Source organism: Corynebacterium sp. S5S1 (genome assembly GCF_001913985.1).
GTDB classification, from domain to species: Bacteria; Actinomycetota; Actinomycetes; order Mycobacteriales; family Mycobacteriaceae; genus Corynebacterium; species Corynebacterium marquesiae.
On sequence record NZ_MKXT01000014.1, the window covers coordinates 17,675 to 41,372 of the forward strand.

Sequence of the window (23,698 nt, forward strand, 5' to 3'; positions counted from 1 at the left end):
CTCATGGAGTTAAAGGAGTAGACCGTGTCCGAAAAAGTAAAGGTCGCCATCGTGGGCGTCGGCAACTGCGCCACGTCCCTCATTGAAGGCGTGGAGTTTTATCGCAACGCCGCGGCCGATGCAGATATTCCCGGTTTGATGCACGCCCAGTTTGGCCCGTACCACGTAGGCGATGTGGAATTCGTTGCCGCCTTCGACGTGGATGCGGACAAGGTAGGCAAGGACCTAGCGGAGGCTACGCGCAGCTCCCGCAACTGCACCATTTCCATTACCGACGTCCCTGAGCTGGGCGTTACCGTGCAGCGCGGTCCTACCCTGGACGGCCTCGGCCGGTACTACCAAGAATCCATCGCGGAATCGGAAGCCCCGCTTGCCGACGTCCCCGCCATACTCCGCCAGTCCGGCGCCGACGTCGTAGTCTCCTACCTGCCGGTGGGCTCTGAAGAAGCGGATAAGTTCTACGCCCAGGCGGCCATCGACGCCGGCTGCGCCTTTGTCAATGCCTTGCCGGTCTTTATTGCCTCTGATCCGGTATGGGCGAAGAAGTTCGAAGACGCCGGGCTGCCCATCGTGGGCGATGATATTAAGTCCCAGGTGGGCGCCACCATTACTCACCGCGTCATGGCGAAGCTCTTTGAAGACCGCGGCGTGCGCTTGGAGCGCACCATGCAGCTCAATGTGGGCGGCAATATGGACTTTAAGAATATGCTCGAGCGCGAGCGCCTCGAATCCAAAAAGATCTCCAAGACGCAGGCCGTAACCTCTAACCTGCACAACTCGCCCATCGCCGGCAAGCGGGAGGACCGCAACGTCCACATCGGGCCTTCCGATTACGTGGAATGGCTCGATGATCGCAAATGGGCCTATGTCCGCTTGGAAGGCTCTGCCTTTGGCGAAGTACCTCTGAACTTGGAGTACAAACTGGAGGTCTGGGACTCGCCTAACTCCGCCGGCATCATCATTGATGCGGTGCGTGCCGCCAAGATTGCCCTCGACCGCGGGGTGGCGGGCCCGGTACTGGCTGCCTCGTCCTACTTGATGAAATCCCCGCCGGTACAAAAGGCTGATGACGTGGCGCGCGCCGAGTTAGAAGACTTTATTGCCGGAAACTAATTTTTTAACTTCCGAACTACCGCGCAGGGAAAACGGGCTATACAATCGTTTTTTATGACGCAGCAACATGAGGAGAAGGGCCCCGCTCAATCCCCGTCTACGTACGAGGATGCCGTCGAGGTCGCGCGTTCCATCCAGCCGTCGCTCAATAAGCTCATTCTTATTTTCCAGCGCACGGCGGAGGGCTCTTCACTGACCACCTCCCAGGTGTCCATCATGAACCAGCTGCGTATGCGCGGACCGTCGCGCGTTTCCACCATCGCGCAGGCAGAGCTTATCCGCATGCCCACCGCCTCCAACGCGCTCTACCAGCTAGAGCGCCGCGGCTACGTGGAACGCCACCGCGATGAAGAGGACCGCCGCGGCGTCTTGGTAGCGCTGACGCAACTAGGCGAATCCGAACTAGCCATCGTCTCGCAGCAGCGCGCTTCCGCCCTAGCAGAAATCATGCGGTGGCTCGAGCCGAAGGATTTGGAGACCGCGAACGACGTTGCCACCGTCATCTCCAAGCTCGCTGATGTCTATCGCCCCACAATGAACGACGAACAGCGCTAGTTGTGCCCGCGGTGATTTCAGTTTTCTTGGGCTTAACGTGATAATTGAGAAAACGAAAACCGTAATCTCTCACTAGTTCACTCCGTATGGCAACTGATTCTTCCGATGGGCATCTGCCAGCCTTGAACAAGGGCTCGGCCGATAAACCCCTTCGCATTCTTATTTCTTGGAGCCCTTCTTCCTCCGGCACCGAGGCTCTAGATTGTGCCGCGTGGCTTTCCCGTACCGCCACTACCCAGGTACGGGTCATCTCTACCGTGTTCCAGCCGTGGACTACTACCTCCCTCAGCAAGCTGGGCGGAAAATATAAGAAATGGTTTAAAGCACAAAAGGAGGCCTGCGCGGCCGCTACTCATGCCGCCCTCGATGAAGCCGGCGTGCCGCGTAGCTGCTGGGATGACAAGCCTTCCCTCTTGGTCGACGGGCCTTCGCGCCCCCATCTGCTGACGGAGATGGCCAAGAAGTTCGAGGCAGACCTCATCATCTTAGGCCCCAACCAGGCGGCGCCGAAGGGCCGTTTCTTTGCTGGTTCTACGGCCGATACCTTGCTGCATTATTCTCCTCAACCGTTGGGCTTGGTCCCCCGCAAGGTGAAGCTGTCCAAGCACGGCGTCACCCGCTTCAACTTTGCCATCACCGAACGCAGCCCGCGCGAAGATCATGAGATGCTCGCCGCGGCGGAGCTCGCGAACCGCTGGAACCTGCCGCTGCGCCTGCTTGCCTTCTCGGCAAACGGTCTGCTCAATACGCCGTCCAAGGATAAGCACGATATGGCGCTTAAGCTGACGGCCGAGTGGCTCGAGGATTCCCTCGCCATGCTGGACCGCGCCCGCGATTGCATCCAAGAGCAATTCCCCGAGCTGGATGTCGCCTCTGAGATTGGTTCCGGCGCGGGCTGGGGCGGCGCGGTGGATTCGCTCAAGTGGAAGAAGGGCGATCTCATGCTCATGTCCTCCACCCCGCAAGGCCCCATCGCCCGCGTGTTCTTGGGATCTACCGCCACGGAGCTGCTGCCGCATATTCGGGTGCCTATCTTGGTCCACCCTGCCTGTGGTTAGGATTGGGGCATGAGCCTGCGACCAGAGCATCCCGAAAACGATCTGACCTCCGATGCGGACTATGCCAATCTGCGCCGCCCGGAACCGCGGAGCTTTGATGAGCTGGCCGATGAGCCGGACCCTTTAGAGATTGCCGCTGCTAACCGCCGCTCCACCCGCCAGGCCGTCTGGTACATGATCGGCGTTCTCGTTCTCTCCGCGCTTTATGGTTTCGCAGTTGCGCTCGTCACCCGGCTCTCCGGCGGCCCCTTGTGCGAGGACGGCACCGCCACGTGGCTCTGCACCGACGGGCAGCGCACCTTCTTTAGCCTGACCACCCCGATCATTCCGTTCTTCGGCATGATCGGCTGCGCCATCATCATGGTGCGCAAGCTGCACCGCTATCTGCGGTGGCGCAGTTGGATGGCCATTTTCTGGGTAATGGCCTGCAATTTCATGCTGTGGACCATTACCGATATCCAGCTGTTCCTCATGGATTCGGCCGCCGCGTAGAAACTTTCCGCCTCCCTATGATCCTCCTGCTTGATAATTACGATTCTTATACCTTCAACCTTGCCCACCTCATCGCGGAGGTAGCCGGACGCGAACCACTCGTCGTCGCCGCCGGTGAAGCGGAAGGGCTGGCCGAGCGCGTCCGTGCGGGCGAATTTTCCCACGTAGTGATCTCTCCTGGCCCGGGCACGCCGGAACGCGAAGAAGATTTCGGTGCTGCCCGGGGCATTATCGCCGCCGCGGCCGCGGCCGAGATTCCGGTGCTGGGCGTATGCCTCGGCCACCAGGGGCTAGGCCTGCTAGCCGGCGCCCAGGTGTCGCCGGCGCCGCAGCCGCGCCACGGTTTCGTCTCCACCATCCGTCACTCGGGCAAAGGCATCTTTGCCGGAATCCCGCAAGGCTTCGAAGTGGTGCGCTACCACTCCCTGCACATAGAGGAGGCCCCCGGCATCACCGTCCACGCCCGCAGCGAAGACGGCGTCATCCAAGCGCTCAAGGTGGATGGATTGCCGCACTGGGGCGTGCAATTCCACCCCGAGTCAGTGCTCACGCAATACGGCCGGGACATCATGCGCAATTTTCTGGGCGGATTCCGCCTGCTCCACCGCGAGGTGCCCGGCTCGGTGGACTGCCCACGGGTCTTTGCCGCCCTGCGCGCCGAGGGCAACGATGCCTTCTTCCTCGACTCCGCGGATCCCCGCAGGCGCTATTCCATCCTCGGCGATACCGCGGGAGCGTTGAGTCGCTCTTTCCGCTACCAGCTTGGCGACGCCCCCGATATCCTCACCCTCCTCGACCGCGAGCTCGCCACCCGCATCATCGACGCACCGGCCCTCCCGTTTACCGGCGGGGTCATCGGGTACCTAGGCTACGAATGCGCCCAGCTCACCCTGCCCGTTGAGCTACGCCACCGCTCTCCTTACCCAGATGCCTATTTTGTGCGGCCGCAATCCTTCCTAGTCTATGACCACCAGGCAGAAATAGCGCACCTGTGCTGCCTTGCCGGTGACGGCGCCGAGCAATTGCTGAACCGTCTGGAAGCCGCCTTGGCCGCAGAGGAACCACGGTCCAGAGGGGAGGACGGTGGGGCGTCGCTAAGCGCGGGCTCTTGGCGCAGCCCTGGCTACCTAGAGCGGATTAAGCGCGCCCAAGAATTCCTGCACGCCGGCGAGAGCTACGAAGTCTGCCTGACCGATACCTACACGGCCGCGGCCGAGGGCGAGCTCTATCCCCAACTGCGCTCGCACAATCCCTCTCCCTACGCCGCGCACCTCGTCTTCGATGGTGTGGAGGTCTGCAGCGCCTCGCCCGAGCGCTTCCTCACCGTGCGCGGCCGTGAGGTAGAGGCCAAGCCGATTAAGGGCACTATCTCGGCCGACCAGGATCCCGCGCTGCTGACCACGGACCCGAAGACACGGGCCGAAAATCTCATGATCGTTGACCTACTGCGCAACGATCTCTCCCGGGTATGCGAGCCCGGTACCGTGCGCGTGCCAAAGTTGATGCAGGTAGAAAGCTATGCCACCGTCCATCAGTTGGTCTCCACCATTACCGGGCAACTGCGCGCCAGTGCCACCGCGGTCGATGCCCTCCGCGCCACCTTTCCTCCCGGATCGATGACGGGCGCGCCGAAGCTGCGCACCTGCGAGATCATTGACCAACTCGAAACGGGACCGCGCGGTGTGTACTCCGGCGTGGTGGGCTACCTGGGGTTTGACGGTCAATCCGATCTCAGCGTGGTTATCCGCACGGCCGTGCGGGCGGCCGGTGAGGTCACCATCGGCGCCGGCGGGGCCATCGTCCTGGATTCGGATCCGGCCGCCGAGCTGGAGGAGCGCAACCTCAAGGCCCAATCCGTGTTGGGAGCGTGGCAATGAGCACCTACCTCTGGCACGAAAGCAGCTTCATTCCAAGCCAAGCCCACCCCGGCCCCTTTGACGTGGCGGACTCTTGGCGGATGCTTGGCGACGCCCACTCAAGCGCCCTTCGCCTTCACCTCCGGCGCTTCGAGTCGGTGGCGGGGCCGCTTCCCGCTGGGTTCGTGCCTGCGATGCTGCAGCGCTTCGCCCCCGGCGATCTTTTTCCCCGCATCTCGCTAGCTGCAGGACAACTGCGCCTTGATATTCGCCCCGCACCCCCAGCACGCCCAGTCACCCGGCTAACCTATGCGCAGGCACCCGACCCGCGCTCGCAGCCTTTGGTCAAGGGCCCCGATTTCCCGGCACTGGCACGCTACCGCGCCGAATACCAAGACGACGGTGCCGATGACACCGTCATTGTGGATTCCTCCGGTGCCATGCTGGAGACCACCACCGGCGCGCTCGTCGCCTGGGAGGAGGAGACTCTTATCCTCCCCACCGGGACGGCGCTGCCCAGCATCACGCTGCACCAGGTCACCCAGCGCGCCGCGGCCCTAGGCATACGGACCGAAACAAGACCGCTCACCCCGGAGCTCGCCACCGCATGCCCCCTGTGGTTCCTCAACTCGCTGCACGGAATCAGCCCGGTGACCGAACTATACACACCTACCGGCATCGTCTATCCGCCCTGCAACCCGCACACCGCCACCTGGGAACAGTGGTGGTGGGACTCCTTTTACAAGGAAACGGGGCGCGACTAGCTCTCCTGCTTGGCTAGCTGGGCTGCCAACTGCGTTTGCACTGCATGTTGACCGTAACCAGTCATGGGTACTGACTCTCTAAGTCGACTGTCCTCTACAAACACCTAACCACCCAGTCAGTAAGCACGAGAGCGGCCCCGCCTACTATGTTCGATAGGTAGACGAGGCCGCCGGAGAAAAGACTCAAAATCCTAAGCTGTTTGCTTTGAATTAACTTTCAACTTTCGAGCTATCAAGGTACAAAGGGTCGACATCACTAGTCCCGCACCAAATACCCAAACAAGGGCCGGCGAGAAGATCGCAGTTTGCCCATCATTTTTTAAACCGATTAACAGACCGACTGCAATGGCAATGATGCCGATGATCATTCCTGTCAACTGAACTTTCGCGGACTGTTTCGAGAGAATTAACGTGGTAATTGCGGAAACCGCAGATAGAATAATGACCACAGTGCCGATCCAACCGATTCTGACTGGGGCCATAAGAACGAGAGCCACCCCTAAGACGGCCGCCACCAATTCAGGCCAAAGCGGACGGAGGTTTCCACTTGCCATAGTTACTCTCCTTTGCTTCTCTTATCCCGAAATCGTAGGGTTCCACTGGCTAGGATGAACTGCAGTCACAAAAGCAAAATAGGTTCCTGCAGTAGAAAGACAGCCTCCCCTACGCGGATCGGCAGCATTTGGATAAACGCTCTTGCAAATATGAACCATGTCCTTATTTAGTTGAATATTGCAGCCCACACGCTCACCGGGATCCTGATGGGCTCCGTAGCACATGTCGTGCTTTGCGCATGCGCCAGAGAAATCAGCATTGTCGCCAGGAGCGGGGAACTGATCGGGAGAATTCGTACAATAGTCATTCAGATTTCCCTTTGAAGGGTCATACACATAACCCGGTGGGGGTTCAACCCCTGCTCGGTTGAACATTACAATGTGCTTATCAGCAAGAGCCTTTTGAGTCTCGGTAGATGTAGTTACAGGTTCCTCTTCAAATTCGGCATCGAGATCAAGATTCTGAGATGCTGCCCACTCATCCAATTGCTTAGCAACCTCGGGAGGCAATTCTTTTCCAACAGCATCATTAACCGCGTTCACCGTCTCATCAGTTTGTTCAGCCGCAACGGCGGACGGAACTGCAACAGAAATCGCACCTAGGGCAACGAGTGCAGCCGCGGCAACGCGCCCCCCTTCATCTTAAAATTGGGCATAAACTAAACTCCTCAAGTCAAATGTGAAAACCTTAGGCCCGCCTGCCACCGATGCGTACGATCTTTGCAGCGCAACGGCCAAAGCTGGACCTATAAAAATCAACATACTTGAAAATACTATGCAGCAAGTAAAATGGCAGTAAAATCTTATTAATACTTTGGTTAACACTCAGCCCACGCAAAGACGAAGCAAAGCATCTGCTGGGCGCTGCATCTAGCGATCTCGCGCCTGTTTTAAAGTACCTAGCAATTTCTAATCAAGCCTTGGAATCTTGGTCGACGAATTTTGCTGCTACCTCGGCGCAATCTGGCCGGCCGCAGTGTTGGGTTTCTACGTGCTGGATGCAGTCATCACATATAAGCACCTGCTGGCGGCAGGTATCTTCGTTGATGCAATTGTGGAAGGTATTCGTGCCTTTGCCACAGTGCACGCAATGGCCCAGCTGGATAAAGCCTGGGTCCTGGAGTCCTTGGCCAAACTCATGGTGCATGCGCTTATCAAAGACGTACATTGAGCCTTCCCACAGGCCATCATTGCCGTACTTTTCGCCATAGCGCACGATGCCGCCATCGATCTGGTAGACCTCTTTGAAACCACGATTCTTCATCAACGAAGACAGGATTTCGCAGCGAATACCGCCGGTGCAATAGGACACCACCGGCTTATCTTTCATCCAGTCGTACTTGCCGGACTCAATTTCCTCGATGAAGTCATGCGTGGTTTTCACATCGGGCACGACGGCATTTTTAAACTTGCCAATCTCTGCCTCCATGGCGTTGCGTCCATCAAAGAAGACGACCTCCTCGCCACGTTCTTCTACCAGCTTATTAACCTCTTCTGGCTTGAGATGCACGCCGCCACCGACGACACCATTTTCATCCACCTTCAGCTCGCCCGGCGCGCCAAAGGCCACGATTTCATCGCGCACCTTGACCGAAAGCCGCGGGAAGTCGTCCGCTCCGCCCTCGGACCACTTGAACTGCATGCGCTTAAAGCCGGGGTATTCCTTGGTCTGGCGGACGTAGCGCTTGCAGGCTTCCATATCGCCGCCAACAGTGCCGTTGATGCCGTGCTCGGAAATGAGGATGCGCCCCTTGAGCCCCAGGGACTCGCACAGGGTGCGTTGCCACAGCATGATTGCGGTGGGATCTTCGATGGGGGTAAAGCAGTAATACAGGAGAACTTTGCCAATAGTCACGCCCCAATCTTAGGCCCGCAGCTGGGTAGATCCCCAATCTTGTAGTTGTTCTTTATAAGACTGCGGCCCCTCCAGCACGGGCTGAAAGGGCCGACCCTCTACTACGCAGAACCTAGCGCTTCTGGTACAGCGCCTTCTTGCGGGCAAAGACTGGGTCAGAGGTCACGAGCACGCCAAGGTTGCGGAAGATTCCCTCATCCACAGAACCCAGGATGGTGGTGGTGTGGACGTCGCAACCAGCAAGTTCCTTGATCTGCTCCAGCGCCTTGCGGGCATTGTCATCCTTCGCCGCAGACACGGACAAGGCGATCAGCACCTCGTCGGTGTGCAGGCGTGGATTCTTGGAACCCAGGTGCTTGGTCTTGAGCGTTTGAATCGGCTCGATGGACTCGGGCGACAGCAGGTGGATATCGTCATCGATGCCCGCCAAGTGCTTTAGCGCATTAAGCAGCATAGCTGCAGAACAACCCAGCAATGGCGAGGTGCGGCCGGTGATCATGGTGCCGTCGTGCAGCTGCATAGCAGAGGCAGGCTCGCCGGTTTCTTCCGCACGCTGGCGAGCAGGCACCACCACAGGGCGGTCCTCAACCTTGATGCCGGCCTTAGCCATGATGACGGCGGCTCGCTCGGACTGCTCGGTGCCCAAGCCGGCACGCGCCTCTTCCACCTGCGCCTTGAAGTAGCGGCGGATAATTTCTTGCTGGGCAGCGGCGCGGCACACGGCGTCATCAGTAATGCAGAAGCCGACCATATTCACGCCCATGTCCGTTGGAGACTGGTACGGGGTGGTGCCGGTGAGCTTTTCCAAAAGCGTGCGCAGCAGCGGGAACGCTTCCACATCGCGGTTGTAATTCACGGTGGATTCGCCGTGGGCGGACAGGTGGAAGTGGTCAATAATATTGGAATCATTGAGGTCTACCGTGGCTGCCTCATAGGCCAGGTTCACGGGGTGTTCCAGGGGGAGATTCCAAATAGGGAAGGTTTCAAACTTGGCGTATCCGGCGTTATTGCCGCGCTGATGCTCGTGGTAGACCTGCGAAAGCGCAGTAGCCAGCTTGCCGGAGCCGGGGCCCGGCGCGGTGACCACGACGAGGTCGCGGGAGGTTTCCGCAAACTCATTGCGGCCAAAACCTTCATCGGACACGATGAGGTCCGTATTGGTGGGGTAACCAGGGATAACACAGTGGCGCGCCACCTTGAGTCCGAGGCGCTCTGCCTTGTCGATGAAGGCTTCGGCTTGGGAGTTGCCTTCCTCCAGCTGGGTCATGACGATGTTTTCTACCAAGAATCCGCGGCTGCGGAATACGTCCACCAAGCGCAGCAGGTCATCTTCATAAAGAATGCCCAGGTCCGCGCGCACCTTCTGGCGGGAGATATCTTTCGCGTTGATGCAGATGAGGATCTCTACGTCCTCTTTGATGCGCTCCAGCATCGCGATTTTATTGTCTGGGGTGAAGCCGGGCAGCACGCGGGAGGCATGCATATCGTCAAAAAGTTTGCCGCCCATCTCTAGGTAGAGTTTGCCGCCGATTTCCTCGCGGCGGGCGTGGATGTGCTTCGACTGCAGCTCGATGTATTTCTCGCGGTCAAAGCCGATTTTTTGCGTCATGATTTGAAAGCCTTCCCCTGAGTTAAATCATTCCGCATTTCGAGTTTACGCTATTGTCACCTCCCGAATAAGTGGGCTGGTTAGCGGCAGGTTTGGCCGAAAATTCTTCCCGGTTAGACTGAGTTCTATGCCTGAAGGTCACGTCATCCACCGCCTAGCTAATAAATTCAACGCCGATTTTCGCGGCATGCCGCTGCGCGTGACCAGCCCGCAGGGGCGCTTCGCAGCGGAGGCGGAGCTTCTCGATGGCGAGCGTATCGAGCTGGCAGAGACCTACGGCAAGCACCTTTTCGTACACTTTAGCGCCCAGGATCCGCGCCATATCCTCTATATTCACTTAGGCCTGATTGGCAAGCTGCGCTTCGAGCCCCGCGAGGAAGTAGGCGGACAGATCCGGGTGCGCATTGATAATGGCGCCGAGGCCGCTAACCTGCGCGGGCCGCAGTTTTGCCGCCTGCTCACTGAAGAGGAGTTCCGCGCACAGCTAGCCAAGGTAGGCCAAGACCCGCTGCGCGCGGACGCCGATGTGGAGGCACTCTGGGCCAAAGTGCATAAATCGCGCCGCAGCATCGGCTCCCTCATGATGGATCAGCACCTTTATGCCGGCGTGGGCAATATCTACCGGGCCGAGACCCTCTTTCGTCACGGCCTCTCCCCTTTCCTCCCGGGCCGGGACGTTTCCCGTGAAACCTTTGACGCCACGTGGGCGGACTTGGTGGATCTCATGGAATACGGAGTGGAGCACGGCCGCATCGATACCGTGCGGCCCGAGCACTCCCCCGAGGCCATGGGCCGCGAACCGCGCAAGGATGACCACGGCGGCGAGGTCTACGTCTATCGCCGCGCCGGCCTACCTTGCTATATCTGCGGCACCCCGGTGGCAGAAAAGGTCATGGAGGGACGCAACCTATTTTGGTGTCCAACCTGCCAACCGGCTCCTTAAAGGCCTATCCTGGCGAATATGCGACATGCCTATAGCGTTGCCGCCGTTCGCGCGGCAGAGCGTTCCCTTCTAGCCCAGCAGAACTTTGACGATGAGCTCATGCGCTTGGCCGCACGAGGCGTGGCGGCCACGGCCGCGAACATGCTCGGCTCTTATCGGCGCGTAACTATCCTTGTCGGGCCAGGCGGCAACGGCGGCGATGGCCTCTATGCTGGCGTTTTCTTGGCGGAGGAAGGCTATTCAGTAGTGGCTATCCTCGCGGCGGATGCCGCACACGAACCCGCGCTAGACGCATTTGCCACGGCCGGCGGAACCATAGCGCACGACCTAGGAAACGCCGATCTGCTTATCGACGCCGTCGCCGGCCTCGCCTCCACCCGCGGCCTTTCCGGTGCCCCACTGAGGGCCTATACCGAGGCCAAGAAGCGTGGGGTGCCGGTATTAGCTGTGGACATTCCTTCGGGAATTAACGCCGATACCGGCGTAGCCGCAGCCGATGCCGTAGAGGCAGACGTGACCATTAGCTTTGGCTGGGCCCGTGCCGGACATATCTTTGCCCCGGCATGCGGTGCGGTGGTGCTCTGCGATCTGCTCCTGCCCGGCGCCCCGCGCTCCTTTGCAGAAGAGCTTTCCGCTACCGCGGAGCCGGTGGGCTATATCGCCAATGAACCCACTATCCCCCTGCCCTACCAGTGGCCGACTGAGCCGGTGCTTTCCGGAGAACAAGGCCTAGTTACCGCCCCGAAGGCGGTGGGCTGCACGGGCCCGATTCTGGATCCGACTCCGGGGGCTCAAAGCACCAAATACACCGGCGGGGTGACCGCGGTATGTGCTGGCAGCAACACCTTTCCCGGCGCGGGCATTCTCGCCGCCACAGGCGCGGTGCGCGCCACGCCGTCCATGGTTCGCGTCGTGGGCAATGACTCCGTGGTCACGAGCCTGCCGGAGGTAGTGCCCCATGCCAGCGCCCAAGAAAAAGTCCACGCCCAAGCCTGGGTCGTAGGCCCAGGGCGAGGCACCGGACCGGAGGCGGCCGCCGAATTGCGCGCCGTGCTAGAACGCAGACTGCCCACGATTATCGACGCCGATGCGCTGACCATACTTTCTACCTGTGGGGATCTGCGCGAACTCGTACGCGATCATCCCTGCGCCGTCCTGACCCCGCATGCCGGGGAATTTGAGCGGCTCTACGCGGCAACTCTCGGCCGCGAACTTGATCTTTCGAAGGGACTCGGGGTGCACCTGCGCGAGCTTTCCGACGCGCTCGACTGCTTCATCCTGCACAAGGGCCGGATCACCACGGTCACGGCCCCAGGCCAGAAAATTTACGGCATGAACGCTGGGCATTCTTACGCAGCCACCGCCGGTTCTGGTGACGTGCTCTCTGGCATCCTCGGCGCCACGCTCGCGCAATTGGATATCGCTGAAGTAAGTGCGGAGACGATCATTCTGGAAATCCTCCATGCCGCGGCCATACACCAGCATGCTGCCGCCATTGCCGCCCACACCCCGGACGGCTTTGGGATTTGCTCCGCCTCCCAGATTGCCGCAGCCGTGCCGCAGGCAATCGCACGGCTGCTCGCCATGCAACGCTAGCTGAGCACGGAAACCTTCTCCTGTTCAGAAACGTGACCGTCCTTGACCTCTACCACGCGGTCAGCAAAATTCAGCAAGGAGCGATCATGGGTCACTAGCACGGTGGCGGTCTGCATTTCTTGGGTGACATCACGCAAAAGACGGATGATCTCCTGCGAGAGATGGGAATCAAGCGCAGAGGTAGGCTCATCGGCCAAGAGCAGGTCTGGCTGCTCCATCAGCGCCCGGGCGATATTGACACGCTGGCGCTGGCCACCGGACAACTGGCCCATACGGCGGTTTCCCATCCCCTCTAGGCCAACAAACTCCAATAGCTCATCGGCGTGCTGCGGGCGCAGCTTACGGCCGGCGATATGGTCCATAATCACCAATTGGTCGCGCACATTGAGCGAGGACAGCAGGTTGGCCTGTTGGAAAATGATGGAGCGGGTACCGTCCACGTGCACGGACCCGGAGTCCGGCGTGATGAGGCCTGCGGCTACGGACAGCAGCGTGGACTTGCCGGACCCTGACTCACCCACGATGGCGGTAAGCGTATTGGATTCGGCGATGAGGGAGGCTTCGGCAAGCGCAGTAGTCGTGGTCTCACCGTCCTGGTAGGTCACGGTGGCGTTGCGGATATCAAGAATGGTGGACATGTTAAGCATTTCCTCCAAGGGCATCGAGTGGGTTGGCTTTAGCTACGCGGCGGGTAGCAATAAGGGCACCGGCCATGCCGAGAGCCCAGATGCCAACCGCGGGAACGGCGATGGTGCGCAGGGAAACATCAAAGGGCACGGTGCCGGAAGCAAGCGCGCCGAGCACCCAACCAACGACGGCGCCCGCAATAGTGCCGGCGGCCAAGATGATGGCGGCTTGTGCCAGGGCATCGCGCAAGAGGTAACGCACGGTAGCGCCGAGCGCGCGCAAGATGGACAGGTCACGGGTGCGCTGGATGGTCCATACGGTCAGGAAAGCGACGGTGACCAGCGCGGAGATTCCGTACAGGAAACCCTGCATGGTTAGCAGCGAGCCGCGCTCAGACTGATAGGCCGCCAAGCCGGAAAAAGACTTGGACACCTTCACGGAGCCAGGAACCTCTTGTTTATATAGCGCTGCCGTACCAATCACGCCCTGCGGAGCGTGGCTGATGCGCTGCCAGGTTTCGGTAGATGCCCATACCACCTCGGAATGTGCATACATCGTCTCTGGGATGGTGTCCTCCACCGAAAAATCGGCGCTACCTAGGGTGACGGTATCGGTCGCGTCGATGGACTCTGGCAAGAGCACGCCCTGCTCCGGGATGGTCTTATCGGTACCCGGAACCTGGGTGCCGGCCGGCAGGCTGAGGACGGCAACGCCGCCGTGCCCCTCCAGCTTGGTCTGCGCTACGCCGAGCGGAATGCCGTCGCTGGCGATATCGCCGGCGTGCATCTCGGATTCACTAAAGGAGGGTTCCTCGGTGGAGAAGGAGATATATGGGTATTCCTTTTCCAGGGACTCCAACGCGGAAGTATTTTGCTTGGACAGGCCCTCCGTCAGACCGGAGAGCATCACGAGCAGAAGGGTAATGAGCGCAACCGTGCCGCCGATGAGCGCGAAACGGCCGCGCGCTGTGGTGATTTCTCTGATTGCTAGGAACATAGTTCTATATTCGCTTTATGCAGGTCAGAAGTAATCGGCCAGCTCGCTGAACCTCGAGTCAACCAAGTGGTTGATTCACGGTCCACCCGTACGCAGATATCCTGGGTGGTTGTGTTTAAAGGACAGAAATTATGGGTCTATGGCCTGCACGCCATGTTCGCGTTTCTGCTGGTCTTCGGCGTGGCGCGCGCCTATGTGGATGACCGGCTCGACGCCCGGGTAATCGGCTTAGCCATCACCCTCGCCGTGGTCTATGCCGCACAGCGTTGGCTGCCCACATGGTTATGGCTGGGTGGGCTATGCCTCCTGTGGCTGGGTCTGATGGTCCATGCGCAAGATTTCATGTGGTTGGAATTCCCGCTTATTTTTGTCTTTTTGCGCGCTTTGCCCACCGTGCCTGGGTTAGTCTCCATCGCCGCGCTGTGGGCAGCGGCCGCCTTTATTCCCGCCTGGCTGCACCCCGAGGGCTGGTCCATCGCTGCGGCCGTGGGACCACTTATCGGTACCGCCTTTGCAGCCACGGTCTTTTTCATCCAGCGGCGTCTGCAGGCAGAGGCGGCGCACCACAGGGACATAGCCAAGCAGCTGCGCGAAACCCAAGCCGAACTGGCCGCCAGCGAGCACCAAGCCGGCCGGCTAGAGGAGCGTGAGCGCCTCTCTCGCGAGATCCATGACACCGTCGCGCAAGGCCTCAGCTCCATCTTGTTGCTCTCCCGCGCGGCCCGCGGTACCGACGATCCAGCGACCAAAGAGGAGCAACTGGCGGTTATTGAAGACGTCGCGAGCGAAAACCTGGCTGAGGCCCGCCGCTTTGTCCGCGAACTAGCCGGCCCGGATGAGCGACTGGAAACCCAACTTAGTTCCCTGCTGTCCCAGATGCGCAGCCGCGTGAAAGCCTTGGGGGAAGAGACCGCCTTTGAGCTGGTGGTATCTGGAAGTGGCAAGGTGCCCGGACGCATCAAAGAGGTCATCATACGTGCTGCGCAGGAAGGGCTCAATAACGTCATCAAACATGCCCACGCCTCGCGCGCCGTGGTCACGCTCGGTCTCTTTGAGGATGCGGTGACCTTGGACGTCGTTGATAATGGATGCGGACTATCCGCCTCCCCTCGCCCCAGCGGCAGGGACCATGGTTTTGGGCTCAGCGGCATCCGCGGCCGCGTGGAAGCTGTGGGCGGCACCATGAACCTGGAATCCGGCGAAGGTACCGCCCTGGCCGTCCGTATCCCGCTGAAGGAGAAAAGCAATGGTTAATGTCATGCTGATTGATGATCACCCCGTGGTCCGCGCCGGCCTGCGTGCCATCCTCAATACCTTCTCCGATGTCGAGGTTGTCATGGAAGGCTCTACCGGCGCGGATGTGGATAAGCTCTTTACTGACGACGCCCCACAGGTAGACGCCGTGGTCTGCGATATCCAGATGCCTGGCATGGATGGCATCGCGGCCACCAAGCGGGTAGTGGAGGCCGGCGGCCCACCGGTACTCATCCTCACCACCTATGACACGCAGGCCGATATCCTTGCCGCCGTAGAGGCCGGCGCGATGGGCTATCTGCTTAAAGATTCCCCCGAGCAGGCGCTGCACGAGGCCGTGCTCAATACCGCCGCGCACCGCCGCACCTTGGCACCGGAGGTAGTAGACCTCCTAGCCCAGCGCGTGGGCCGGCCGCACGAATCGCTGTCCGCCCGCGAGCTAGAAATCCTCCGGGCGTTGTCTACCGGTTCCTCCAATAAGGAGCTGGCCAAGCAACTCTTTATCTCTGAGGCCACGGTCAAAACCCACCTCATCCATATCTTTCAGAAATTGGGTGTGGAAACTCGCACCGCCGCGGTGACCGTGGCGCGGGAGAGGAAGCTCATCTGATGCTGGACTGCATAGTCATTGGTGCCGGCCAGGCGGGTCTTGCGGTGGGCTACTATCTGCGCAAAAAGGGCCTGGATTTTGTCATTCTAGACGCTGAGCCCGGGCCCGGCGCGGCCTGGCGCCATACCTGGCCCTCGCTCACGCTCTTTAGCAATTCTGCCTCCTCCAACCTGCCGGGATGGCCCATGCCCCACTATGAAGGCTTTCCGCCAGCTAGCCACGTTATTGATTACTTTGCGCGTTATGAGAAGCGCTATGAACTGCCCATTCGTCGGCCGGTCACAGTGGATGAGGTAACCCATGACGGCGCGTGCTTCCACGTCTTCGCCGGCGAAGAGCATCTGACAGCACGCACGGTCGTGGCGGCCACGGGCACGTGGTCCGCTCCCTTTATCCCCTACTACCCCGGTACTTTTGACGGGAGGCAATGGCATTCCGCCTTCTATCCAGGCCCCGCGGACTTCGCCGGATCTACCGTGGCGGTCGTCGGCGCGGCCAATTCCGGTGCCCAAATCGCAGCCGAGCTCCTACTCTCCGGTGTGGAAACCACCTGGTATACCCGCAACTCCCCGCGGTGGATGCCCGACGACGTTGACGGCCGAGTGCTCTTTCAGCGCAATCGCGCCCGCCTCAACGCCATGCTCCGCGGCGAACCAGACCCCGGCGCGGATTCCAACCTGGGCGATATTGTGATGGTTCCGCCGGTTCTACGCGCACGGGATTCCGGACTCTTGCAGGCCACCCCTATGTTTTCTTCGCTTGCTGAAGTCACCGCAGACCACCTCATCTGGTGCACCGGTTTCCGGCCCGCCCTCCGGCCCATCCGCGGGCTCCTTGATAGCACCTCCCCCACCGTCGACGGCCTCTTCCTCGTGGGTTACGGCACGTGGACCGGACCCGGATCCGCAACCATTACCGGGGTAAGCCCCTTTGCCAAGCAGACCGCGCTCGATGTAGCGAATATATGTGACTAAAGCTATAGGTTAGTCCCAGCTAATTCGACTACACTGCCTTCACACAAAGAGTGCGACACAATTTGGGAAAGCTGGTTTATGCATGTCTGCCTGGGATCTCTACGATGACCTCATCGATGCCATTCCCCGTGACATAGTGGTCTCCCGCGCCGCCCAAGGACCGCGGTGGACCCGGGTATACACCGAAAGTCCTAGCTGCGGCATGGCCATGACCATGTCTGCCACCTCCCGCCCGGCCCAGATGCGCGCCGAGTACTCTGGGGTTCCTCTTCGCGCCATCGCCCAGCTGGCCAAGAGCTGGAATTTTTCGGAGGCTTCCTTCGGCATGGCTGCGCTAAATTCCTACTACGCCACGCCTTCTGTAGCCGATGAGCATGGTTTTACGCTTGCCGACTCCCCCTGGCCCCACTTCTTTGATCCCTTCCGCAACGCCGTCGCGGGGAAGAAGGTCGCGGTCATTGGCCACTTCCCTTTTGCACCCAAGACACTCAACCAGGCTGCGGATTTTTATATGTTGGAGCGCTCGCTCAATGAGGGCGACTATCCAGATTCCGCCGCCGAATACATCCTGCCCGAGTGCGATTATGTCTTTATTACCGGCTCTGCCTTTGTCAATAAAACCGCTCCCCGCCTGCTCGAGCTCTCCCGCGAGTCCTTCAATGTCGTCCTAGGCCCATCAACTCCCCTAGCCCCTGTACTGCTTGAACACTACGGCGTATCGCAAGTCACCGGCATGGTTCCGTCCAATCCCGCAGGGATGTTTGAGGGCCTAGAGAAGGGTGATTCCCTCGATATGTTCAACTTCGGACACCGAGTCACCCTAGGGCGCTAAACAATCACTCCGGCCAAGATTACGGCAGCGAGAGCACCCAGGCCCGCCGCCGCAGTCCAGCCGATGAAGCGCACAGCTCGCAGCTGCGCCTTAAAACTGCTCCGGCTTAGCAGGAACGCACCCAAGGATGCGCCGAGGGTATTGAAGACCAAGTCGTCTACGTCGCTAAATCCCAGCGAGAATACGTATTGGGTAATTTCGATACCTAGGCTGAGCGCCATTGCCAGAAGGATGGTTCCACCGAGGCCAAAGCGGATGCGCCGCGAATTGTGACCCATTACTACCAAGCACGCACCGAGCGGCATAAACAGCGCTATATTGCCAAAGGTATTGGTCCACGGACCCCACCACGGATGAGGGTTATTAAACCCATTAAACATCTGCAGATCGAGGCTGCGGCGTGCGTGCGCAGACGCATCAACCACACCGGGGATATCTATGAAGGGCTTGCCCACCGTAGCTACTGCGATAGCCACCATGACAACCACGCAGGCTACCGCTGCACTGCGCCACAGCGTGCGCTTAGCAGGCAGTCCACGCGCACCAATCTGGCGCGAGGTGCGGGCGGACATCGTGGTCATCGTCATGTCCTTCAAGTTAACAAGCGAGCCTGAAAAATCCCCGTGAGATTCGCTGTTAAATCACTGCATCACATTTAACGTACTATGGTGAGCATGAGCACTCTACTAGTTACTCGCAACGATGATAAATCCGTCACGACCTCCTTTGAAGAGGGAGAGTTCCTCGGCGAGGGCGACCTTACCGTCGATGTGTCTTATTCTTCGCTGAACTACAAAGACGCCATGGCAATTGCCGGCGATCGTGGTGTCATGCGCACCAGCCCGTTGGTTCCGGGCATCGACGTGGTCGGTACCGTTGCCGAGTCCAACGTGGAACGCCTCCCAGTTGGCACCTTGGTAGCTTCCTTCGGTGATGGCTTGGGCGAGTTCCGCCACGGTGGCTACACCCCGAAGCAGCGCGTGAATTCCCAGGCAACCGTCGCCCTGCCCGCGGACTTCACCGCAGAGCAGGCGGCCGCTGTTGGCACCGCGGGCTACACTGCCGCCCTATGCGTTAATTCTCTGCGCGGGCTACCCGATGGTCCAGTTTTGGTCACCGGCGCCACCGGTGGCGTAGGCTCCATCGCTGTGAACCTCCTCTCCAATGCTGGCTACGAGGTTCACGCGATGACCGGCCGCCCGGATGACTACTCCCAGTACCTCCACGAGCTAGGCGCCCACACCATTGTGGACCGCGCCGAATTTACTGAGGCCGGAAAACCCTTGCAGAAGGCAACGTATGCCGGTGCGGTTGATACCTCCGGCTCCCACGTCCTGGCCAATGTATTGTCCCGCACTGTGTGGGGCGGCACCGTCGCCTCCACCGGTATGGCCGCCGGCCCGGACCTGCCCACCACCGTCTTGCCGTTCATTCTGCGCAACGTGCACCTCGCCGGCGTTAACTCTGTCGACGCCCCGCTCCACTACCGCCAGAACGCTTGGCAGCTCCTCGCACGCAAGCTGGACCGGTCCATCCTTGAGTCACTGACCAATACGATTCCGTTGTCGGACGTTGTCGAGGAATCCAAGTCCCTCCTCGAGGGCACCCACCACGGACGCACCGTTCTTAAGATTTCCTAGGTCCCGCCTAGCCAATCTCTAAGGCGCCCGCCGTTATAGCGGGTGCCTTTTTACATGCACCAGTCGGCGCGGACAGCTAGCTTTCCGACGTCCCCTCTTTAACTACCGCGCGTAGCAACGTGCGGGAAATCCTGCCCAAGGTTTGTAGGTCTTCGTCACTAAGGGTGCCCACCACGATCTCTTCGACTGTTGCAGTATGTCGCACGATCGCTGCGTTGAAAGCAGCACTTCCGCTTTCCGTCACAGTGACTTCAACTGCACGGGTTCCTAACTCCGGCGCCTCACGCCTGGAAACCAATTTTCGGGACTCCATGCGCACTAACTGCCGATGCAACCGCGACTTCTCCCACCGAAGCTCCGCCGCCAATTCATGCGGGCGCGTAGAAATCTGGCGCCGGCGATTCAGCACGGCCAACACCGCGTAATCTGCCTCGCTCAATCTAGAGCCACTCTGCAGCTCCCCAGAAAGACGTGCGTGGAGCGCTTCTTGCATGGCAACAAAGTCTCCCCACGCCGCACTCTGCTCCACGCGCATCGCATTCCTCCTTTGGTTCTCCTTCTATCAACAGTCTATACTGCAGAGTTGATCTAGCAACTCATTGGCTTGCCAGGAGTTGATACACCAACTCCCACTACTGTACAGAGAAGTGGGTCTACGAGAACCACAATTTCACAAACCCATACCTTTGCTACCAAAAGCACGTTAATGTTCCTTTTGAATACCTATCTGCTGAAACGCACCATTGTTTGAATAGATATGTTCTTGACTTAAAAATTAAATAGTGAAGTAAATACTCGCGGCAGAGATGCGAGTGCGAACGCAATGACCGCTCCGGCAGAGAAGACCGCAGCGTTTAGAATGGCAAGCATGGATAAGCTATTTAGCACGTGCGGTTTCGACTTCGCGGATATGGAAGAACTCATTGCGGAGCTACCTAACGATCACGACATGTGGGAGGCGCCCGGATTTGATCGAGTGCTATTCCACGCCGACCCGTCTGGTATGGCGGTTACAGGTATGGAGTACGAAGGGGAGTGGGCCGCAGTTCCTTCCTACCGGGGCGGGGAAGAGGCACCGGGCACCATATATCGCGCAACGCCCTATATCGGCATTGTGGAAACTGGTGATCTACAGTTCGCGGCGCTGGCGGATGCGCCCTTCGCCCTGCCGGCAGGCAATCCAGTCGGAGGAGAAAAGCTCCAGGGACAGGTGCGGCCGGCGGTTGTGGCTTTGAATTACCAGGTAGGGGAGCCGGAAGAGTTTTCCTTAACTTCGCCCGCTACCGAGCGCTTCTACCGGAATTTCAAGCCCAGCATGCTTAACCCGCAGGTAGAGGTAGCGGGGACTATCGGGGGCGTCGCCAAGCACAGCAATGAGCTGGGCATAGGGGAGTTTTGGGTATGCGACCTCGACGGTCTCCCGCTCATCGTGAACGAGAAGCTGGAGGTCGGCCAGGGGATCCGGGCGCACGGCATTGCGCTGTGCGCCACGGAATTTTGGGACGAGTAACTACTTGACCACGAGGTTGACCATGCGGCCCGGAACGTAGATCTTCTTCACCACGTTCTTTCCGCTGGTCAGCTCAGCAATCTTCGCGTCGGCGAGGGCAACCTCGAAGACCGCGTCCTGGTCCGCATCAGCGGCCACGTTGATGCGGGCCTTTACCTTGCCATTGATCTGAACCGGCACCTCGATTTCATCGTCCACCAGGTACTTTTCCTCAAAAGTGGGGAAGGGCTGATAGGTGATGGTCTCGTCATGGCCGAAGCGCTGCCACAGTTCCTCCGCGATATGCGGGGCAATGGGGGAGACCAACTGTGCGATCGGCTCCACGGCGGCGCGCGGGGCCTCGGTGCGGTAGGTCTTGGTCAGGTAGTTGACGTACTCGATGAGCTTAGCCACCACGGTATTGAGCCGCAGGTTCTCGTAATCATCGCGCACGCCTGCGATGGTGCGGTGGAGCTGCTTGAGGTCATCCTCGCTCAAGGCGGCGTCGGTAGTGGCCAGCTCGCCGGTGTCCTCGTTGACGGCTAGGCGCCACAGGCGCTGCAGGAAGCGCTGGGAGCCTACGACGTCCTTGGTAGCCCACGGGCGAGACGTATCCAGTGGACCCATGGACATCTCGTAAACGCGCAGGGTATCGGCACCGAAGTCGCGGCAAATATCGTCCGGCGCCACGGCATTCTTGAGGGACTTGCCCATCTTGCCATACTCCTGATTGACCTCTTCGCCGTTGTAGTAGAACTTGCCGTCCTTTTCCTCTACTTCAGCGGCTGGAACGTACACGCCGCGGGAATCCGTGTAGGCATAGGCCTGGATATAGCCCTGGTTGTACAGGCGACGGTAAGGCTCTTGGGAACTAACAAAGCCCAGGTCAAAGAGCACCTTATGCCAGAAGCGGGAGTAAAGCAGGTGCAGCACAGCGTGCTCGACGCCGCCGACATAGAGGTCCACGCCGCCCGGATCCTGCGGGCCATGCTGCTCCGGACGCGGGCCAGTCCAGTAGCGCTCGTTCTCGATATCGCAGAATGCCTCATCATTGCGGGGATCGATATAGCGCAGCTGGTACCAAGAAGAACCCGCCCACTGCGGCATAACATTGGTATCGCGGAAGTAGGTCTGTGGACCGTCACCCAGATCCAGCTCTACCTCGACCCAGTCGCGCACCTTTGCCAGCGGTGGTTGTGGTTCGGAGTCCTTGTCCTCTGGATCAAAGGAAACGGGCTTATAATCTTCTACCTCTGGCAGCTCTACCGGCAGCATGGATTCCGGCAGGGCGTGGGCGAAGCCATCCTTGTCGTAGACGATGGGGAAGGGCTCGCCCCAGTAACGCTGGCGGGCGAAGAGCCAATCGCGCAGTTTGTACTGCACCTTTTCGCGGCCGGAGCCGTCCTTTTCCAGCCACTCGATGGCCGCGGCAATGGCCTCAGCCTTGTTCAGGCCGTTGAGGTCTAGGCCCTTGTCGTTGGAGGAATTAACCAGCGCGCCGTCCTCGGTCCAGGCTTCTTCCTCCACGTTTCCGCCAGAGACAACCTCCGTAATTGGTAGGCCGAAAGCCTGGGCAAACTCGTAGTCACGGGTGTCGTGCGCCGGAACTGCCATGATGGCGCCAGTGCCGTAGCCGGTCAGCACATAGTCCGCGATGAAGATCGGGACCTTCTTGCCAGAGACCGGGTTGGTGGCATAAGTACCCAGGAATACGCCGGTCTTTTCCTTGTTCTCCTGGCGCTCCAGATCGGACTTGGCGGCAATATCGGTGCGGTAGGACTCCACGGCCTCCTTCGGATCATCGTGGCCATAGGTCCAACGCTCATCCACGTCATCGTCATAAGGGATGGGGGAGAGGAGGGCGTCGACAAGCTCATGCTCTGGGGCTAGGACCACGTACTCGGCGCCGAAGAGGGTATCGGGGCGGGTGGTAAAGACCTCGATCTCGTAGCCCTCAGCAGAGAAGGAGACCTCTGCGCCGCGAGAACGGCCGATCCAATTGCGCTGCATGGACTTGACCTTGTCCGGCCAATCCAAAAGCTCCAGATCATCCAGCAAGCGATCGGAGTAGGCGGTAATGCGCATCATCCACTGCGAGAGGTTCTTACGGAAGACCGGGAAATTTCCGCGCTCGGACTTACCCTCAGCGGTGACCTCCTCGTTTGCCAGCACAGTACCCAAGCCTGGGCACCAGTTCACCGTGGAATTAGACAGGTAGACCAAGCGGAATTCGTCGATAGCCGCGGCCTTTTCCTCTTCGGTGAGGTCCTCGTAGTAGCGACCGTCCTTGGTGGTGCGCTTATTGGCCTCTAGTTCCTTGATGAGCTCTGCAATCGGGCGCGCCTTCTGCTGCTCCTCATCGAACCAAGAGTTATAAATCTGCAGGAAGATCCACTGCGTCCACTTGAAGAACTCCGGATCGGTTGATTCCACGGAGCGGCGCGGATCGTGACCCAAGCCCAACATACCCAGCTGGCGGCGCATGTTTTCAATATTCGCCTCGGTAGTGGTGCGCGGGTGGGTACCGGTCTGAATGGCGTACTGCTCGGCCGGCAGTCCGAAGGCATCGTAGCCCAAGGTATGCAGCACGTTCTTGCCCAGCATGCGGTTATAGCGGGCGTAAGTATCGGTGGCGATATATCCCAGTGGGTGTCCCACGTGCAGGCCCGCACCGGAAGGGTAGGGGAACATATCCTGCACATTGAGCTTTTCCTTAGGCAACTCGCCCGCATCGGTGGCGAGCTCGCCTACCGGGTTCGGGGCATTAAAGGTGCCATTGTCTTTCCAGTACTGCTGCCAGGTCTTCTCGATCTGGTTCGCCAGCTCCGGGGTATAGCGGTACGAAGTGGAATCGCTCTGGGTAGTCATAATCACACAGTGT

The 23,698-nt window shown here is 59.6% G+C and carries 23 protein-coding genes; 14 read left to right on the top strand and 9 right to left on the bottom strand.

The genetic code is table 11. From position 1 onward, the window contains the following. The first annotated feature begins 24 nt into the window (after positions 1-24). The 6 genes from BKN05_RS06545 to BKN05_RS06570 all read left to right on the top strand — a co-directional run bounded on the left by BKN05_RS06545 (position 25) and on the right by BKN05_RS06570 (position 5,838). Positions 25-1,113, top strand: a complete 1,089-nt coding sequence (locus BKN05_RS06545; RefSeq protein ID WP_005326986.1) for an inositol-3-phosphate synthase — start codon at positions 25-27, stop codon at positions 1,111-1,113. A gap of 54 nt (positions 1,114-1,167) precedes the next feature. Then, positions 1,168-1,668: a MarR family winged helix-turn-helix transcriptional regulator gene (locus tag BKN05_RS06550; RefSeq protein ID WP_049377051.1), complete on the top strand. Its 501-nt coding sequence runs from the start codon at positions 1,168-1,170 to the stop codon at positions 1,666-1,668. A gap of 86 nt (positions 1,669-1,754) precedes the next feature. Then, entirely contained in the window at positions 1,755-2,726 is a 972-nt protein-coding gene (locus BKN05_RS06555) for a universal stress protein (protein WP_049377050.1), read from the top strand. A gap of 9 nt (positions 2,727-2,735) precedes the next feature. After that, positions 2,736-3,218: a hypothetical protein gene (locus BKN05_RS06560; protein WP_049377049.1), complete on the top strand. Its 483-nt coding sequence runs from the start codon at positions 2,736-2,738 to the stop codon at positions 3,216-3,218. 17 nt (positions 3,219-3,235) lie between these two features. Then, positions 3,236-5,095: a chorismate-binding protein gene (locus tag BKN05_RS06565; protein ID WP_049377048.1), complete on the top strand. Its 1,860-nt coding sequence runs from the start codon at positions 3,236-3,238 to the stop codon at positions 5,093-5,095. Continuing rightward, a complete protein-coding gene (locus tag BKN05_RS06570) occupies positions 5,092-5,838 on the top strand; it encodes an aminotransferase class IV (RefSeq protein ID WP_049377047.1) in 747 nt (248 codons plus the stop codon). Before BKN05_RS06565 ends, BKN05_RS06570 begins: the two co-directional genes overlap by 4 nt. A gap of 191 nt (positions 5,839-6,029) precedes the next feature. Here the strand turns inward: BKN05_RS06570 and BKN05_RS06575 are convergent, their stop codons facing one another. The 4 genes from BKN05_RS06575 to BKN05_RS06590 form a co-directional block, all read right to left on the bottom strand. Further along, entirely contained in the window at positions 6,030-6,392 is a 363-nt protein-coding gene (locus BKN05_RS06575) for a hypothetical protein (protein ID WP_023020145.1), read from the bottom strand. 21 nt (positions 6,393-6,413) lie between these two features. After that, positions 6,414-6,935, bottom strand: a complete 522-nt coding sequence (locus BKN05_RS06580; RefSeq protein WP_152687310.1) for a phospholipase A2 family protein — start codon at positions 6,933-6,935, stop codon at positions 6,414-6,416. Positions 6,936-7,305: 370 nt separating this feature from the next. Continuing rightward, positions 7,306-8,247 (bottom strand): oxygen-dependent tRNA uridine(34) hydroxylase TrhO, encoded by a 942-nt coding sequence (gene trhO, locus BKN05_RS06585; protein WP_023020146.1) that lies wholly within the window; start codon positions 8,245-8,247, stop codon positions 7,306-7,308. Between the two features lie 112 nt (positions 8,248-8,359). Then, complete coding sequence (locus tag BKN05_RS06590) at positions 8,360-9,856, bottom strand: DUF1846 domain-containing protein (RefSeq protein ID WP_049377046.1); 1,497 nt, start codon at positions 9,854-9,856, stop codon at positions 8,360-8,362. 127 nt (positions 9,857-9,983) lie between these two features. On the opposite strand from BKN05_RS06590, the gene BKN05_RS06595 reads away from it, so the two are divergent. Further along, positions 9,984-10,799 carry an Fpg/Nei family DNA glycosylase gene (locus BKN05_RS06595; protein WP_049377045.1) on the top strand — a complete coding sequence of 272 codons (816 nt, stop codon included), beginning with the start codon at positions 9,984-9,986 and terminating at the stop codon, positions 10,797-10,799. Between the two features lie 18 nt (positions 10,800-10,817). Beyond that, complete coding sequence (locus BKN05_RS06600) at positions 10,818-12,395, top strand: bifunctional ADP-dependent NAD(P)H-hydrate dehydratase/NAD(P)H-hydrate epimerase (RefSeq protein ID WP_049377044.1); 1,578 nt, start codon at positions 10,818-10,820, stop codon at positions 12,393-12,395. Here BKN05_RS06600 and BKN05_RS06605 read toward each other — a convergent pair. Both BKN05_RS06605 and BKN05_RS06610 read right to left on the bottom strand, forming a co-directional pair. Further along, positions 12,392-13,033, bottom strand: a complete 642-nt coding sequence (locus BKN05_RS06605) for an ABC transporter ATP-binding protein (protein ID WP_049377043.1) — start codon at positions 13,031-13,033, stop codon at positions 12,392-12,394. The two genes, BKN05_RS06600 and BKN05_RS06605, sit on opposite strands and share 4 nt — an antisense overlap. Before the next feature lies 1 nt (position 13,034). Beyond that, positions 13,035-14,018, bottom strand: coding sequence for an ABC transporter permease (locus tag BKN05_RS06610; RefSeq protein WP_049377042.1), 984 nt, complete (start codon positions 14,016-14,018; stop codon positions 13,035-13,037). Positions 14,019-14,123: 105 nt separating this feature from the next. On the opposite strand from BKN05_RS06610, the gene BKN05_RS06615 reads away from it, so the two are divergent. The 4 genes from BKN05_RS06615 (at position 14,124) to BKN05_RS06630 (ending at position 17,688) form a co-directional block, all read left to right on the top strand. Continuing rightward, positions 14,124-15,272 carry a sensor histidine kinase gene (locus BKN05_RS06615; RefSeq protein WP_049377041.1) on the top strand — a complete coding sequence of 383 codons (1,149 nt, stop codon included), beginning with the start codon at positions 14,124-14,126 and terminating at the stop codon, positions 15,270-15,272. After that, positions 15,265-15,882, top strand: a complete 618-nt coding sequence (locus BKN05_RS06620; RefSeq protein WP_049377040.1) for a response regulator — start codon at positions 15,265-15,267, stop codon at positions 15,880-15,882. The genes BKN05_RS06615 and BKN05_RS06620 overlap by 8 nt, the downstream gene beginning before the upstream one ends. After that, entirely contained in the window at positions 15,882-16,856 is a 975-nt protein-coding gene (locus BKN05_RS06625) for an NAD(P)-binding domain-containing protein (RefSeq protein WP_049377039.1), read from the top strand. The genes BKN05_RS06620 and BKN05_RS06625 overlap by 1 nt, the downstream gene beginning before the upstream one ends. 82 nt (positions 16,857-16,938) lie before the next feature. After that, positions 16,939-17,688 carry a DUF364 domain-containing protein gene (locus tag BKN05_RS06630; RefSeq protein WP_049377038.1) on the top strand — a complete coding sequence of 250 codons (750 nt, stop codon included), beginning with the start codon at positions 16,939-16,941 and terminating at the stop codon, positions 17,686-17,688. Here the strand turns inward: BKN05_RS06630 and BKN05_RS06635 are convergent. Further along, positions 17,685-18,275 carry a VanZ family protein gene (locus BKN05_RS06635; protein WP_065422212.1) on the bottom strand — a complete coding sequence of 197 codons (591 nt, stop codon included), beginning with the start codon at positions 18,273-18,275 and terminating at the stop codon, positions 17,685-17,687. The genes BKN05_RS06630 and BKN05_RS06635 overlap by 4 nt on opposite strands. Positions 18,276-18,353: 78 nt before the next feature. Here BKN05_RS06635 and BKN05_RS06640 point away from each other — a divergent pair, with 78 nt between their 5' ends. Then, entirely contained in the window at positions 18,354-19,328 is a 975-nt protein-coding gene (locus tag BKN05_RS06640; RefSeq protein ID WP_080970405.1) for an MDR family oxidoreductase, read from the top strand. Positions 19,329-19,404: 76 nt separating this feature from the next. Here BKN05_RS06640 and BKN05_RS06645 read toward each other — a convergent pair whose 3' ends face one another. Further along, positions 19,405-19,863, bottom strand: a complete 459-nt coding sequence (locus tag BKN05_RS06645; protein WP_049377762.1) for a MarR family winged helix-turn-helix transcriptional regulator — start codon at positions 19,861-19,863, stop codon at positions 19,405-19,407. A gap of 333 nt (positions 19,864-20,196) precedes the next feature. Here BKN05_RS06645 and BKN05_RS06650 point away from each other — a divergent pair, with 333 nt between their 5' ends. Further along, a complete protein-coding gene (locus tag BKN05_RS06650; RefSeq protein WP_239661071.1) occupies positions 20,197-20,838 on the top strand; it encodes a hypothetical protein in 642 nt (213 codons plus the stop codon). Here BKN05_RS06650 and leuS read toward each other — a convergent pair whose 3' ends face one another. Then, a complete protein-coding gene (leuS, locus tag BKN05_RS06655; protein WP_049377763.1) occupies positions 20,839-23,685 on the bottom strand; it encodes a leucine--tRNA ligase in 2,847 nt (948 codons plus the stop codon). Between the last annotated feature and the right edge of the window lie 13 nt (positions 23,686-23,698).

Bases quoted from the DNA above. Each gene is read 5' to 3' on its own strand.
- BKN05_RS06565 (WP_049377048.1), top strand. From the start codon at position 3,236: ATGATCCTCCTGCTTGATAATTACGATTCTTATACCTTCAACCTTGCC.
- BKN05_RS06600 (WP_049377044.1), top strand. From the start codon at position 10,818: ATGCGACATGCCTATAGCGTTGCCGCCGTTCGCGCGGCAGAGCGTTCC.
- BKN05_RS06635 (WP_065422212.1), bottom strand. From the start codon at position 18,275: ATGACGATGACCACGATGTCCGCCCGCACCTCGCGCCAGATTGGTGCG.
- BKN05_RS06630 (WP_049377038.1), top strand. From the start codon at position 16,939: ATGTCTGCCTGGGATCTCTACGATGACCTCATCGATGCCATTCCCCGT.
- BKN05_RS06645 (WP_049377762.1), bottom strand. From the start codon at position 19,863: ATGCGCGTGGAGCAGAGTGCGGCGTGGGGAGACTTTGTTGCCATGCAA.
- BKN05_RS06640 (WP_080970405.1), top strand. From the start codon at position 18,354: ATGGTGAGCATGAGCACTCTACTAGTTACTCGCAACGATGATAAATCC.
- BKN05_RS06620 (WP_049377040.1), top strand. From the start codon at position 15,265: ATGGTTAATGTCATGCTGATTGATGATCACCCCGTGGTCCGCGCCGGC.
- BKN05_RS06560 (WP_049377049.1), top strand. From the start codon at position 2,736: ATGAGCCTGCGACCAGAGCATCCCGAAAACGATCTGACCTCCGATGCG.
- BKN05_RS06605 (WP_049377043.1), bottom strand. From the start codon at position 13,033: ATGTCCACCATTCTTGATATCCGCAACGCCACCGTGACCTACCAGGAC.
- BKN05_RS06595 (WP_049377045.1), top strand. From the start codon at position 9,984: ATGCCTGAAGGTCACGTCATCCACCGCCTAGCTAATAAATTCAACGCC.
- BKN05_RS06625 (WP_049377039.1), top strand. From the start codon at position 15,882: ATGCTGGACTGCATAGTCATTGGTGCCGGCCAGGCGGGTCTTGCGGTG.
- BKN05_RS06610 (WP_049377042.1), bottom strand. From the start codon at position 14,018: ATGTTCCTAGCAATCAGAGAAATCACCACAGCGCGCGGCCGTTTCGCG.
- BKN05_RS06650 (WP_239661071.1), top strand. From the start codon at position 20,197: ATGGATAAGCTATTTAGCACGTGCGGTTTCGACTTCGCGGATATGGAA.
- BKN05_RS06590 (WP_049377046.1), bottom strand. From the start codon at position 9,856: ATGACGCAAAAAATCGGCTTTGACCGCGAGAAATACATCGAGCTGCAG.
- BKN05_RS06555 (WP_049377050.1), top strand. From the start codon at position 1,755: ATGGCAACTGATTCTTCCGATGGGCATCTGCCAGCCTTGAACAAGGGC.
- leuS (WP_049377763.1), bottom strand. From the start codon at position 23,685: ATGACTACCCAGAGCGATTCCACTTCGTACCGCTATACCCCGGAGCTG.
- BKN05_RS06550 (WP_049377051.1), top strand. From the start codon at position 1,168: ATGACGCAGCAACATGAGGAGAAGGGCCCCGCTCAATCCCCGTCTACG.
- BKN05_RS06570 (WP_049377047.1), top strand. From the start codon at position 5,092: ATGAGCACCTACCTCTGGCACGAAAGCAGCTTCATTCCAAGCCAAGCC.
- BKN05_RS06575 (WP_023020145.1), bottom strand. From the start codon at position 6,392: ATGGCAAGTGGAAACCTCCGTCCGCTTTGGCCTGAATTGGTGGCGGCC.